Below are 13,678 nucleotides of genomic sequence, written 5' to 3' on the forward strand. Positions count from 1 at the left end.
GAAGCGCCGATTTATGTCGCGAGCGATGGGAGACTGGCCATCGCCGGAACGCAAAGACCGGAGTTTACGTGGCAGTAAATGAGGATGTTGACCGGGCTCGCGCACGAGTACCGCCGGTGGCCAGTATACCGAGCGCAGCAATAAATCGGCGCTCTCAACGTCGCCCCAGGCTGACCCGCTCATGCCCGCCCAGATCGCGACGGCTATCCACCTCGCGATAGCCGGCCTCGGAGAGAGCCGCGCGCACCGCGGCCGCCTGCCCCGCGCCGTGCTCCAGCATCAGCCAGCCGTCGGGAGTCAGGTACGCCAGGGCCTCGACGACCAGATGCCGCAGGTCGGCCATCCCCTCGTCGGCCGCCACCAGGGCGCTACGCGGTTCGAAGCGCACGTCACCGCGCGCCAGGTGCGGATCGTCGTCGGCGATGTAGGGCGGATTGGACACGATCAGCTCGAAGCGCTCGCCGCCGTTGTCCTCCACTGCCGCGAACCAGTCGCTGACGAAAAAACGCGCGCTGTCGATAGCGAGCCGTGCGGCGTTGCCGCGGGCCAGGGCCACCGCCTCGGCGCGCAGGTCGACGCCGGTCACGCGCCAGCCCGGCCGTTCGCTGGCGAATGCCAGGGCCACCGCGCCGGTGCCGGTGCCCAGATCGAGCAGCCGGCCGCTCTCACCGGCCACGGCCAGTGCCGCCTCCACCAGGGTCTCGGTGTCCGGGCGCGGGATCAGGGTCGCCGCCGAGGTGGCGAACCGCAGCCCCCAGAACTCGCGCTCGCCGGTCAGGTGAGCCACCGGATGGCCCGCCTCGCGCTCGGCGAGCAGCGCCTCGAAACGTGCTTCGGCCTCGGCGTCGGCTTCGCGATCGCCCCAGGTATAGAGCCAGGTGCGATCGACGCCCAGCACGTGACACAGCAGTACCTCGGCATCGAGCCGGGCACTCGGTGAGCCGGCATCCAGCAGACGCTGGGCGGCGCGGGCCAGCAGCAGATCGAGGCGCATCAGGCCTCCTGCTGCAGGGCGGCCAACTGCTCGGCCTGATGCTCCTGGATCAGCGGCTCGATCACCTCGTCGAGTTGCTCGCCGCCGATCACCTCGCCCAGCTTGTAGAGCGTCAGGTTGATGCGATGGTCGGTCACTCGGCCCTGAGGAAAGTTGTAGGTGCGGATGCGCTCGCTGCGATCGCCGGAACCCACCAGCGAACGCCGCTCATCGGCCTGCTGCTGTCGCTGGCTGTCCTGAGCCGCCTGCTTGAGGCGCGCGGCGAGCAGCGACATGGCCTTGGCGCGATTCTTGTGCTGGCTGCGCTCCTCCTGGCACTCCACCACCATCCCGGTGGGCAGGTGGGTAATGCGGATCGCCGAGTCGGTGGTGTTGACGTGCTGGCCGCCGGCGCCGCTGGAGCGGAAGGTGTCGACGCGCAGGTCATTCTGGTTGATGTCGACGTCGCCGACCTCGTCGGCCTCGGGCATCACCGCCACGGTGCAGGCCGAGGTGTGGATGCGTCCCTGGGACTCGGTAGCGGGCACGCGCTGCACCCGATGGGCGCCGGACTCGAACTTGAGGCGCCCATAGACGCCCTCGCCCTTGATACGCGAGATGATCTCCTTGTAGCCCCCCTGATCACCATGGCTGGCGCTGACCACTTCCACCCTCCAGCCATGCTGCTCTGCGTAGCGGGAATACATGCGAAACAGATCGCCGGCGAACAGCGCGGCCTCGTCGCCGCCGGTGCCGGCACGGACCTCCAGGAAGACGTTGCCGGCATCGTCCGGATCGCGGGGAATCAGCAGCTGCTTGAGGCGGCCCTCGAGCGCTTCGAGACGTGCCCGCCCCTCGTCGCGTTCGAGCTCGGCCATCTCGCGCATATCGGCATCGGCGTCGCCGACCAGGGCCTCGGCGGCCTCGATGTCACCCTCCACGCCACGATGCTCGCGCCAGGCCTCCACCAGCGGTTCGAGCTCGGCGTACTCGCGCGAATAGTCACGGAAGCGGGCCTGGTCGGCGATCACCTCGGGGTCCGCCAGCAGGGCGGCGAGCTCCTCGAAACGCTCGGCGAAGGCGTCGAGGCGCTGACGCAGGGAAGCTTTCATCAAGGATGTCCTATCGGGAAGTGTCGGAAGAGTCGTCGAGCAGCAGCGCCGTGGCAGCGGCCAGCAGCTCGCGTCGTTCGTCGCTGGCGGCCTCGCGCAGGGCGACCGTGGGCCGGTGCAGCAGCCGATTGGTGAGCTGGTGAGCCAGGCGGTTCACCACCGCCTCGGGATCCTCGCCGCGCGCCAGGCGTTCCAGGGCCTGGTCCCGGGCCTGGTCACGCAGCGCCTCGCCCCGGGCACGCACGTCGCGAATCAGCTCGCCGCCGCTGCGCAGGCGACGCTCGTGCTGCCAGCGGTCGACGCCATGCTCGATCAGCGACTCGGCCTGGTCGGCGGCCACCTGGCGATGACGGCGGTTCTCTTCGATGACCTCCTCGAGATCGTCGACGGTATAGAGGAAGACGTCGGAGAGATCGCCCACCTCCGGCTCGATGTCGCGAGGCACGGCGATGTCGACCATGAACACCGGCCGATGACGGCGCCGCTTGAGCGCGCGCTCCATCATCCCCTTGCCGAGGATCGGCAACGGCGCGGCGGTGGAGGAGATCACGATATCGGCCTCGATCAGCGCCTCGGGGATCTCGTCGAGGGTGATGGCCTCGCCCCCCAGCGGCCCGGCCAGCTGCTCGGCGCGCTCGCGGGTCCGATTGGCCACCGTCAGCCGGCGCACGCCTGCCTCGTGAAGATGGCGTGCCACCAGTTCGATGGTCTCGCCGGCACCGATCAACAGCGCCGGCGAGCGCGAGAAATCGTCGAAGATGCGACTGGCCAGGCTGACCGCGGCATAGGCCACCGATACCGGATTCTTGCCGATGCCGGTCTCGGTACGCACGCGCTTGGCCACGGCGAAGGTCTGCTGGAAGAGGCACTCCAGCTCGCCGCCCATGCCCCGGACGCGCCGCGCCACCTGATAGGCTTCCTTGAGCTGGCCGAGAATCTGCGGCTCGCCCAGCACCATCGAGTCGAGTCCGACGGCCACCCGCATCAGGTGACGCGCGGCCTCGTCGTCCAGGTAGTGGTAGGCACAGCGCGTCAGTTCGTCCACCGCCAGGCCGTGGAACCGCCCCAGCCAGGCCAGGATGGCCCGTTCGCCGGCCTCGTCGATGACGCAATACAGCTCGGTGCGATTGCAGGTGGACAGGACAGCGGCCTCCTGCACCTCGGGCAGCCCGCGCAGCTCGGCCAATGCGGCCTCGAGCTGCGCGGGCGTGAAGGCAACCTGCTCGCGCACCTCGATGGTGGCGGTCCGATGATTGATTCCCAGGGCAAGCAGCGTCATGCGTGTCGGCGTCTTCGCGATAGTGATCCAGCGTTGTCGGGCGGCACGCGGCGAGGCGTCGCCACCGCTCTACGGCGCCACATTCTACCACAGGCCATCGCCGCACGGCGCCCCGACACACCGTGTCGCTTTGCCCCACGCAGTCAAGCCGTTATGCTGGCGTCTCGACTGACATCAAGAGACTGGCATGCCCTGCGGATCCCCCAAGATGCACCTCCGTCGACGCCCCCTCGCCGCCCTCGGCCTGGCCATCGCGCTCGGCGGCTGCCAGAGCCTTTCCGGCGCCACGTCCACGGCGCCGACGGAGGATCCGCTGGCCGGCGCCCCGCCCGTCACCCGCGGCCTCGACGCCCAGGGGCTGTCGACGCTGCTGGTGGCAGAGATCGCCGGACAGCGCGGCGATTACCGCCGCGCCACCCTCGGCTATCTCGACACCGCCGAGCGCTATGGCGCCCCCGAGCTGGCCGAACGTGCCGCCCTGGCTGCCCGCTTCGACGAGGACCCGGCATTGCTCGAGGAAGCCGCCCGACGCTGGCAGGCCCTGGATCCCGAAAGCCAGGCGCCGGCCCGTCTGCGGGCCAGCCTGGCCATCCAGCGTGGCGACTGGGCGACCGCCCTGGAACAGCGCCTGACGCTGCACGAAGAGGGCGGCGACGGCGACCTGCTCGAGTTCGTGGAGAGCGCCCTCGATGCCGGCGCATCGCCGGTCCCGCTGCTCGCCCGGCTGCGCGAGGCGACGCCCGTGGCCGGCGACCCGGTGGACATCGAACTGGCCACGGCCCTGCTGGAGGCGAGCGTGGACGAGCCAGCCGCGGCGCGCCGCCGCCTGGACCGCCTCGCCGATCGCTATCCCGAACGGCCCGCGGTGTGGCGCATCGGCGCCGAAGTCGCCCTGCAAGCCGACAGCCCCGAGCGCGCCCGCACCATTGCCCGGCGCGGACTGGATCTGGCCCCCGGCGATCCGCGCCTGCTAGTGGTCCTGGCCCGTGCCGAGATCCGTCTGGGCAACCTTGCCGCGGCAGAATCCACCACCGATGCCCTGCTCGACGATCACGGCGACCGGCCGCAGCTGCGCATGGCTCTGGCGCGCCTGTACCTCGAGGAAGGCCATCCACCGGCGGCACGCCGCCTGCTGCTGCCGCTCGTGGAAGAGGACAACACGCCGGACGTGGTCTTCCTGCTGCTGGGCGGTATCGCCGAGGAGCAAGGCGAGGTGGACAACGCCCTCCTCTATTATCGCCAGGTCCCCCCGGGCGACAACTTCCTGCTCGCCCGAGCGAGCGCCGCCCGCATGCTGATCGCCGACGACCGGCTGGTCGATGCCCGCGCCTTCCTGCGCAGCGAGCGCCTGGATCACCCCGATCTCGCTTCCCAACTGACGTCCCTGGAGGTCGAACTGCTCGACGCTGCCGGGGCCCGGGAACAGGCCGACGCCCTGCTCGACAGTCGCCTCGCCCGCCATCCCGACGATGCCCAGCTACGCTATCAGCGCGCCATGCGCGCCTACCAGGGCGGCGACCTGGCCGCCATGGAGGCCGACCTCCGGGCCATCATCGAGAGCGACCCCGGCAACGCCAACGCCCTGAACGCCCTGGGTTACACCCTGGCCGACGAGAACGTCGAAGGGCGTCTGGAGGAGGCCCGGTCGCTGATCGAACGCGCCCTGGTGATCGAGCCCGAAAATCCGGCAATCATCGACAGTCGGGGCTGGGTCGAGTATCGACTCGGCAACCCCGAGGCAGCCCTGCCCTGGCTGGAGCGCGCCTGGGCGGCCATGCCCGACCAGGAGGTCGCCGCCCACCTGATCGAAGTGCTGTGGACCCTAGGCGAGCGGGAACGTGCCCGCGAGCTGACGGCCACCGCCGTGGAACGCTTCGAGCCGCGCCCAAGGATCGACGAGCTGCTCGAGCGCCTGCCGGCGCTCGCCCCCTGATGCCCCGCGACGGAGAGGGATCCCGAACATGCGACGCCCGAAGCCTTACCTGCTACCCGGCCTGGCCCTGGCCCTGCTGCTGGGCGGCTGCGCCGCCCGCACGCCTGCCCCCGACGCAGCGCGCAGCGCCGATGACTGGCAAGCCCAGAAGGTACGACTGGAAGCCATGCAGACCTGGGAACTGACCGGCAAGGCCGGCCTGCGCACCCCGGAGGACAGCACCAGCGCCAACCTCGACTGGAACCAGACGCCCTACCACTTCCGCTTGCTGCTCAGCGGGCCCTTCGGCAGCGGCCGAAGCGTGCTGGAGGGGCGCGAGGGACGCGTCTCGCTGACCACCGGCGAAGGACGCTTCGAGGCCGAGAGCCCCGAGGCGCTGATGGAGCAGCGGCTCGGCTGGTCGCTGCCGGTCGCCGCGCTGAGCGACTGGGTCCGCGGCCTGCCCGCCGACGACCGCCCGCACCAGTTGACCCGCGACGCACGCGGCTTCCCGGAACGTCTGGAGCAGGATGGCTGGACCATCGATTACCTGGACTGGATGCGCGTCGAGGACCTGTGGCTGCCGCGCCGCATGAAGATGCAGTACGGCGACCTCAACGTCACCCTGGTGGTGACCCGCTGGCAGCCTGAGACCACCGATGTCTGACGCCGGCCGCCTGATCCTGCCCGCGCCGGCCAAGCTCAACCGCATGCTGCATATTACCGGCCGGCGCGCCGACGGCTACCACGAGCTGCAGACGCTGTTCCAGTTCCTCGACCACGGCGACGCCCTGACGCTCTCGCCGCGTGACGACGGCGAGCTACGCCTGTCGCCGACGCTTCCCGGCGTCATTGAGGCGGACAACCTGGTCCTGCGCGCCGCGAGAACGCTGCGCGAGGCCACCGGCTGCCGGCAAGGCGCCGACATTCTTCTCGACAAGCGCCTGCCACTGGGCGGTGGCCTGGGGGGCGGCAGCAGCGACGCCGCCACCGCCCTGCTCGGCCTGAACCGCCTTTGGGACCTCGACCAGTCGCTCGACGTCCTGGCCGAGCTCGGCCTGGCGCTGGGCGCCGACGTGCCGGTGTTCGTTCACGGCCGCGCCGCCTGGGCGGAAGGCATCGGCGAACGCCTGACGCCGGTGGAGCTCGACACCCCCTGGTTCGTGGTCGTCCACCCCGGCGTGAGCGTATCCACGCCGGCGGTGTTCCAGGCCGCGGAATTGACACGCGACACCCCCCCGATTACCATGGCGCGCGCACTTCAGGGGGGAACGGCGAGCTGGCGCAACGACTGCGAGCCCACGGTCCGGGTACTGCATCCCGAGGTCGAGATCGCGCTCGATTGGTTGAGCGACCGGGCACCGGCCATGCTGACCGGAACCGGCGCCTGTGTCTTCGCCCGTCTGGACCATGAAGCCGATGCCGCGGCACTGCTGGCCGACATGCCACGCCGCTGGACGGCTTTCAAGGCCCGGGGGCGGAATCGCTCTCCTCTCCATGATGCTCTGGATCGATGACCGACCCCTCCATGACGTCGGCATGACCCGATCCGGCACGGTAAAGGTTGCTGGGGTATAGCCAAGCGGTAAGGCAGCGGTTTTTGGTATCGCCATGCGCAGGTTCGAATCCTGCTACCCCAGCCATTTCCCTTCCGGACGATCCGATCCGAACCCTGATGTCCCAACACTGCAAAGGTGGCTGCGCGTGTCAAAATTGATGGTTTTCGCCGGGAACGCCAATCCCGAACTCGCCCAGAAGGTCGCCGAGAGCCTGGACAACCGGCTGGGCAATGCCACGGTCGGCCAGTTCAGTGACGGCGAAGTCGCGGTCGAGATCAACGAGAACGTGCGCGGCAAGGACGTCTTCGTCCTGCAGCCCACCTGTGCCCCGACCAACGACAACCTGATGGAAATGATCCTGATGGTGGACGCCCTGCGCCGGGCCTCCGCCAGCCGGGTCACCGCCGTGGTGCCCTACTTCGGCTATGCCCGTCAGGACCGTCGCGTGCGCTCCGCCCGAGTGCCGATCTCGGCCAAGATCGTCGCCGACATGATGGTCAAGGCCGGCGTCGACCGGGTGATGACCATGGACCTGCACGCCGACCAGATCCAAGGCTTCTTCGACGTGCCGGTGGACAACGTCTACGGCTCGCCGATCCTGCTCGACGACATCGAGCGCCAGAACTATGACGACCTGGTGGTGGTCTCCCCCGACGTGGGCGGCGTGGTACGCGCCCGAGCCATCGCCAAGCAGCTCAACGCCGACCTGGCGATCATCGACAAGCGCCGCCCCCAGGCCAACCAGGCCCAGGTGATGCACATCATCGGCGAGATCGACAACCGCACCTGCGTAGTGGTCGACGACATGATCGACACCGCCGGCACCCTGTGCAAGGCCGGCGAGGCCCTCAAGGATCACGGCGCGCGCCGCGTGGTGGCTTACGCTACCCATCCGATCCTTTCCGGCCCCGCCGTCGACAACATCACCAGCTCGGTGCTCGACGAGGTGGTGGTCACCGACACCATCCCGCTGTCCGAGACCGCACGCCGCAGCGGGCGCATCCGCCAGTTGAGCGTGGCCGGGCTGATCGCCGAGGCGATCCGCCGGGTCAGCAACGAGGAATCCGTCAGCGCCATGTTCCACTAGGCACCGTCAGCGGAACATCGCGCGGATACGTGCCCCGGCTCGCCGGGGCGAATGGAACCACCGCCGTCTGGTCGCGGGCGCCGGTGGATTCCTTACTTCAAGCAAGAGGCAAACTCATGTCCGAATACACTCTCACAGCCAGCGTTCGTAACGACCTGGGGAAAGGTGCGAGCCGCCGCCTGCGTCGTGCGAACGAGCAAGTCCCGGCCATCATCTATGGTGGCGAGCAGGCCCCTCAGCCGATCTCCGTCGACAAGACGTCCTTCTACAAGGCGATCGAGGAAGAGGCCTTCTTCTCTTCCGTGATCACCCTGCAGCTGGACGGCAAGGCCCAGCAGGTCGTGGTGCGTGACCTCCAGCGTCACCCCTACAAGCCGCTGGTGACCCACGCCGACTTCATGCGCATCGATGCCACCCACGAGATCACCATGCGCGTGCCGCTGCACGTGGTGAACGCCGAGACCGCCAAGGGCGTCAAGGACGAAGGTGGCGAGCTGCACATCCTGGCCAACGAGGTCGAGGTCAGCTGCTTGCCGAAGGACCTGCCGGACTACCTGGAAATCGACGTCGCCGACGTCGCCCTGGGTACCACCCTGCACCTGTCCGACCTGAGCCTGCCGGCCGGCGTGACCGTGGTCGAGCTGACCCACGGCGAAGACCATGACCACGCGGTGCTGAGCATCACCCAGGCCAAGGTCCGCGGTGGCGAAGCCGAGGAAGGCGAAGAAGGCGAGTCCGCCGAGGGCGGCGCCGAGGACGAGGGCAGCGCCGAGTAATTCGGTGTTGCCAGGGCCGCGCCCTCTGGCGCGGCCCGCGTCATCCCGATCAAGCGCTCCGGCGCTTGATTTTTTTTGTGGTCCGCCAGCATGGCGGCCACCCCGAGGATCGCCGATACGGGCGTCATCGCCCGTTCCTGAAGATTGTTTGGAGGCAGTGAAGATGAGTCAGGTCAAAGCCATCATCGGACTGGCCAACCCCGGCACCGAGTACGAGGCCACCCGCCACAACGCCGGCGCCTGGCTGCTCGATACCCTGCTGCGCCAGGCCGGCGGAGAGCTGCGCCCGGACAAGAAGTTCCTCGGCCGCTACGCTCGCATCCAACTGGACGGCCAGGAACTCCATCTGCTCGAGCCCACCACCTTCATGAATCGCAGCGGCGGCGCCGTGGCGGCACTGGTGAAGTTCTTCAAGCTCGCCCCCGATGAGCTGCTGGTCGCTCACGACGAGCTCGACCTGCCGCCGGGCACGGCCCGCTACAAGACCGGCGGCGGCCACGGCGGACACAACGGCCTGCGCGATATCATCCGGGCGCTGGGCAACGACAAGGGCTTCCACCGCCTGCGCATCGGCATTGGCCATCCCGGTGACGCCCGCCAGGTCACCAACTACGTGCTGGGACGCCCCGGCAAGGCCGAGCGAGGGGCCATCGACGCGGCCATCGACGAGTGCCTGGCCACCCTGCCCCAGGCCGTGGCCGGCGACTGGACGAAAGCCATGCAACGGCTGCACAGCTTCAAGGCGTAAGCTGGAAGCTGGAAGCCAGCATATAGCACGCCTCCCAGGGGGGGAGTTTATTCTTCAAGCTTCCAGCCGCGAAGCGGCGCTCTTCCAGCTTATAGCCCATCCCTGCACCTTCTCGTACAATGGCGCCCACGAACTTTCGCGCGCACCACATCACTTTCAGGAACGACCCATGGGTTTCAACTGCGGTATCGTCGGCCTGCCCAACGTCGGCAAGTCCACCCTCTTCAATGCCCTGACCAAGTCGGGCATCGACGCCGAGAACTTCCCGTTCTGCACCATCGAGCCCAACGTCGGCATCGTGCCGATGCCGGACCCGCGTCTCGACCGGCTGGCCGAGATCGTGAAGCCAGAGAAGGTCATCCCGACCACCATGGAGTTCGTCGACATCGCCGGTCTGGTGGCGGGCGCCTCCAAGGGCGAGGGCCTGGGCAACCAGTTCCTGGCCAACATCCGCGAGACCCAGGCCATCGCCCACGTGGTGCGCTGCTTCGATAACGACAACGTCATCCACGTGGCCAACGAGGTCGACCCGCGGGCCGATATCGAGACCATCAACCTCGAGCTGGCGCTGGCCGACCTGGACACCGTCGATCGCGCCATCCAGCGCCTGGTGCGCGTGGTCAAGGGCGGCGACAAGGAGGCCATCGCCACCAAGGCGATCCTCGACCGCATCCAGCCGCACCTGGCCGAGGGCCAGCCGCTGAGAAGCGCAGGCCTCGACGACGACGAGAAGCGCCAGCTCAAGAGCTTCGGCTTCCTGACCCTCAAGCCGACCATGTACATCGCCAACGTCAACGAGGACGGGTTCGACGACAATCCCTACCTCGAGACGGTCAAGACCATCGCCGCCGAGGAAGGCGCCGTCGTGGTACCGGTGTGCAACCAGATCGAGGCCGAGATCGCCGAACTCGACGACGAGGAACGTGCCATGTTCCTCGACGAGATGGGCATGGAAGAGCCCGGCCTGGACCGCGTGATTCGCGCCGGCTACGAGCTGCTGGGCCTGCAGACCTACTTCACCGCCGGGGTGAAGGAAGTGCGTGCCTGGACCGTCAAGGTCGGCGCCACCGCCCCCGAGGGTGCCGGCGTGATCCACACCGATTTCCAGAAGGGCTTCATCCGCGCCGAAGTGGTGGCCTACGACGACTTCGTCTCTCTGGGCGGCGAGCAGGGCGCCAAGGATGCCGGCAAGTGGCGCCTGGAAGGCAAGGACTACGTGCTCAAGGACGGCGACGTGGTGCACTTCCGCTTCAATGTCTGAGGCCCTGTCCCGGACAGACGGCTTCCTGCGACACCGGCCCAGCGCCGGTGTCGCCTAGCTTCCGATCGGCCATGCCGCCATGTTAGAGGACCCCATCCTCACCAGGCCGATCTTCGCCCTGGCTCACGACTATCGGCACGGCTCACGCGTCGCGCGACACCAGCACGGCCACGCGCAGCTCCTGCACGCCCTGAGCGGTGTCGTCACGGTGAATACCGATGCCGGCACCTGGGTAGTACCTCCCGGGCGTGGCGTCTGGGTCCCCGCCGGAGTGGCACATGATCTAAAGATCGCCGGCCAGGTAAGAATGCGCACCCTGTTCGTGGACCCACTGGCTCGCGCCGATCTTCCGGAAAGTTGCCGAGTAGTAGACATCTCACCGCTGCTACGCGAGCTGATCGTCACGGCCATGGAGATCGACCACTCCTATGCGCTTGGCGGGCGGGACGAGCGAGTCATGGAACTCATCCTCGACGAGCTTCGGGTGTTGCCCATTCTGGCCCTGAACGTGCCATCACCAAGCAACCCCGTGCTCGCCGAGCTCTGTCGACGCCTCAGGGAGACCCCCGGTGAAAGCTGGACGCGCCAGGCCGCGGCCGAATCCATAGGCTTGAGCGACAAGACCCTGACGCGGCTGTTTCAACGCGAGACAGGGTTAAGTTTCGTTCAGTGGCTACGCCGACTGCGCCTGCTGATGGCACTGGATTCGCTGGCCGCCGGACACAGCGTCCTCGATGTTGCCCTGGATCTTGGCTATGAGAGCCCCAGCGCCTTTACCGCCATGTTCCGGCGCACGCTCGGCGTGCCTCCCAGCTTCTACGTCGGCAAGCAGCCAGCTCACGGTGCCAACTCGCCCGCCTGGCGCACCTAGGTTCTCTGACGGATCGTCAACAATCTCGCGGCCGCACCCAGAAGAGCGCGGATCGCCGCACCGGTCGAGTCTCCCTCGACAGCAACACCGAAACGATGATTGCCATCTTCATCCCGACACTCCACGTAAGCCACGGCACGACTCTCGGTATCGCCCCCCAAGCTATGTTCCTGATAGTCAACGATATCCAACCGAAGATCGAGCGGACCACGCAGGCTATCGACTACGCTCTCCAGCACACCACCACCGTGCCCCTGAAGCGCCAGCGTATGCCCGGCATGACACAGCAGCCCTTCAAAGCATTGGACGCGAGGGTCATCCCCACCCCCAGCACCTGTGATGCGATAATCCCCAAGTACCATCAAGGGGGTCCCATGCAGCCCGTAGGTCTCACGAAATAACTGCCAGATTCGCGCTGAGTCGAGCTCTCGACCGCTGGCATCCGAGTCGCGCTGTACCAAGCGACTGAATTCCATCTGCAGGCGGCGCGGCATTCTCAGCCCGTGGTCTTGCTCCAGCAGCCAGGCCACCCCTCCCTTTCCGGACTGGCTGTTCACGCGAATCACTGCTTCATAGCTTGCCCCCACATCGACAGGATCCAATGGCAGATACGGCACCTGCCAGCAACCCTCAGGATCACTGGCGCGAGCAGCAAAGCCCTTGCGAATCGCGTCCTGGTGCGAGCCGGAAAAGGCCGTAAAGACCAGCTCACCTGCATAAGGATGTCGCGGATGCACCGGCAGCTGATTGCACGACTCCACCACCCTGACTACCTCCGCCATATCAGAAAAATCGACGCCTGGGTCGATACCCTGGGTATAGAGGTTGAGCGCCAGGGTGACGAGATCGACATTGCCCGTCCGTTCACCGTTGCCGAACAGGCATCCCTCGACGCGCGCCGCACCCGCCAGTTGCGCTTGCTCGGCACAGGCGACACCGGTTCCACGATCATTGTGAGGGTGCACGCTGATCGTGATATGGGAAAGATCGGAGAAGTGTCGCATGAACCACTCGATCTGATCGGCATAGACGTTGGGGGTCGCCACCTCCACGGTCGCCGGCAGATTGAGAATCAAGGGCCGCTCCGCCGAGGGTTGCCAGGCCTGACACACCGCCTCGCAAATCTCCAGGGCAAACTCCGGCTCGGTAAAGCAGAAGGTCTCGGGCGAGTACTGGTAGATCCATTCCGTCTCCGGCTGCGCCTCGCACAGCTCACGGATCAGCCGAGTCCCGCTAACCGCCATGTCGATCGTGGCCTGCCGACCCTGGGAGAAAACCAGCTCACGGAATACCGGCGCAGTCGCGTTATACAGGTGCACGATGGCACGAGGCGCTCCTCTCAACGCCTCCAGAGTATCTCGTATCAGGTCCTCCCTGGCCTGGGTGATGACCTGAATCCAGACGTCGTCGGGGATACTGCCCCCATCGATGAGCCCACGGACGAAGCTGAAGTCGGTCTGGGACGCTGCGGGAAAGGCGATCTCGATTTCCTTGTATCCCAGCCTGACCAGCAGATCGAAGAACTGACGCTTGCGCTCGATGCCCATGGGTTCGATCAGGGCCTGATTGCCATCTCGCAGATCGGTGGAGCACCAACGCGGAGCAGCCTCGAGTCGACGCGATGGCCAGCGACGATCAGGCAGCTCGATGGAAGCAAAAGGACGGTACTTACGTTCGGGATGTTTCAGCATCTAGGGTTCTCCTCGTCAAAGAACCATCAGCTTCCCCCTTCCCTATCGAGACTTCGCCAGCGTACGAGACGGCCTTCGTCGCGAAATGGACAGGCATCGCACAACCGCCACCCGCAGCTCATCTTTCAATTTGACAAGAACGGCAAAAACAGTAGAATACGCCCCCGTTGTCCGGCTACGTAGCTCAGTTGGTTAGAGCACATCACTCATAATGATGGGGTCCCCTGTTCGAGTCAGGGCGTAGCCACCAAACATCGAAAAGCCCGCCTGGTTCGCCAGGCGGGCTTTTTTGGCTTCGGTAAACTCTCGAGAAAGGCTTCGGGCTTCGGGCTTCGGGCTTCGGGCTTCGGGCTTCGGGCTTCGGGCTTCGGGCTTCGGGCTTCGGGCTTCGGGCTTCGGGCTTCGGGCT

General features: G+C 67.0%; 12 protein-coding genes and 2 tRNA genes. 10 read left to right on the top strand and 4 right to left on the bottom strand.

Features of this window, described 5'->3' with window-relative positions; all coding sequences use genetic code 11:
* Window positions 1-154: 154 nt before the first annotated feature.
* Genes prmC through hemA form a run of 3 tightly spaced genes read right to left on the bottom strand, consistent with a single transcriptional unit; the run spans window position 155 to window position 3,364 of the window.
* Entirely contained in the window at window positions 155-994 is an 840-nt protein-coding gene (prmC, locus tag FHR96_RS20265) for a peptide chain release factor N(5)-glutamine methyltransferase (protein ID WP_183389524.1), read from the bottom strand.
* Window positions 994-2,085 carry a peptide chain release factor 1 gene (prfA, locus tag FHR96_RS20270; RefSeq protein WP_183389525.1) on the bottom strand — a complete coding sequence of 364 codons (1,092 nt, stop codon included), beginning with the start codon at window positions 2,083-2,085 and terminating at the stop codon, window positions 994-996. The genes prmC and prfA overlap by 1 nt, the downstream gene beginning before the upstream one ends.
* A gap of 10 nt (window positions 2,086-2,095) precedes the next feature.
* On the bottom strand, window positions 2,096-3,364 hold the full coding sequence (gene hemA, locus FHR96_RS20275) for a glutamyl-tRNA reductase (protein ID WP_183389526.1): 1,269 nt from the start codon (window positions 3,362-3,364) through the stop codon (window positions 2,096-2,098).
* Window positions 3,365-3,572: 208 nt separating this feature from the next.
* On the opposite strand from hemA, the gene FHR96_RS20280 reads away from it, so the two are divergent.
* The 9 genes from FHR96_RS20280 (at window position 3,573) to FHR96_RS20320 (ending at window position 11,578) form a co-directional block, all read left to right on the top strand.
* The gene (locus FHR96_RS20280; RefSeq protein ID WP_183389539.1) at window positions 3,573-5,297 is read left to right on the top strand and encodes a tetratricopeptide repeat protein; all 1,725 of its coding nucleotides are present in this window, start codon (window positions 3,573-3,575) and stop codon (window positions 5,295-5,297) included.
* Between the two features lie 28 nt (window positions 5,298-5,325).
* The gene (gene lolB / locus FHR96_RS20285; RefSeq protein WP_183389527.1) at window positions 5,326-5,943 is read left to right on the top strand and encodes a lipoprotein insertase outer membrane protein LolB; all 618 of its coding nucleotides are present in this window, start codon (window positions 5,326-5,328) and stop codon (window positions 5,941-5,943) included.
* On the top strand, window positions 5,936-6,793 hold the full coding sequence (gene ispE / locus FHR96_RS20290) for a 4-(cytidine 5'-diphospho)-2-C-methyl-D-erythritol kinase (protein ID WP_183389528.1): 858 nt from the start codon (window positions 5,936-5,938) through the stop codon (window positions 6,791-6,793). Before lolB ends, ispE begins: the two co-directional genes overlap by 8 nt.
* A gap of 51 nt (window positions 6,794-6,844) precedes the next feature.
* Window positions 6,845-6,919: transfer RNA gene (locus FHR96_RS20295), tRNA-Gln, on the top strand.
* A gap of 61 nt (window positions 6,920-6,980) precedes the next feature.
* Window positions 6,981-7,922, top strand: coding sequence for a ribose-phosphate diphosphokinase (locus FHR96_RS20300; RefSeq protein WP_183389529.1), 942 nt, complete (start codon window positions 6,981-6,983; stop codon window positions 7,920-7,922).
* Between the two features lie 116 nt (window positions 7,923-8,038).
* On the top strand, window positions 8,039-8,698 hold the full coding sequence (locus tag FHR96_RS20305; RefSeq protein WP_183389530.1) for a 50S ribosomal protein L25/general stress protein Ctc: 660 nt from the start codon (window positions 8,039-8,041) through the stop codon (window positions 8,696-8,698).
* Window positions 8,699-8,861: 163 nt separating this feature from the next.
* Window positions 8,862-9,446 carry an aminoacyl-tRNA hydrolase gene (gene pth, locus FHR96_RS20310; RefSeq protein WP_183389531.1) on the top strand — a complete coding sequence of 195 codons (585 nt, stop codon included), beginning with the start codon at window positions 8,862-8,864 and terminating at the stop codon, window positions 9,444-9,446.
* Window positions 9,447-9,615: 169 nt separating this feature from the next.
* A complete protein-coding gene (gene ychF, locus FHR96_RS20315) occupies window positions 9,616-10,707 on the top strand; it encodes a redox-regulated ATPase YchF (protein ID WP_183389532.1) in 1,092 nt (363 codons plus the stop codon).
* Between the two features lie 79 nt (window positions 10,708-10,786).
* Window positions 10,787-11,578: an AraC family transcriptional regulator gene (locus FHR96_RS20320; RefSeq protein ID WP_183389533.1), complete on the top strand. Its 792-nt coding sequence runs from the start codon at window positions 10,787-10,789 to the stop codon at window positions 11,576-11,578.
* On the opposite strand, the gene leuA is transcribed toward FHR96_RS20320, so the two are convergent.
* Window positions 11,575-13,269, bottom strand: a complete 1,695-nt coding sequence (gene leuA / locus FHR96_RS20325; protein ID WP_183389534.1) for a 2-isopropylmalate synthase — start codon at window positions 13,267-13,269, stop codon at window positions 11,575-11,577. The genes FHR96_RS20320 and leuA overlap by 4 nt on opposite strands.
* Before the next feature lie 173 nt (window positions 13,270-13,442).
* Here leuA and FHR96_RS20330 point away from each other — a divergent pair.
* Window positions 13,443-13,519, top strand: a tRNA-Met gene (locus FHR96_RS20330).
* The last annotated feature ends 159 nt before the right edge of the window (window positions 13,520-13,678 follow it).

Origin of the sequence: Halomonas organivorans, from assembly GCF_014192055.1 — a bacterium.
Lineage (GTDB): Bacteria > Pseudomonadota > Gammaproteobacteria > Pseudomonadales > Halomonadaceae > Halomonas > Halomonas organivorans.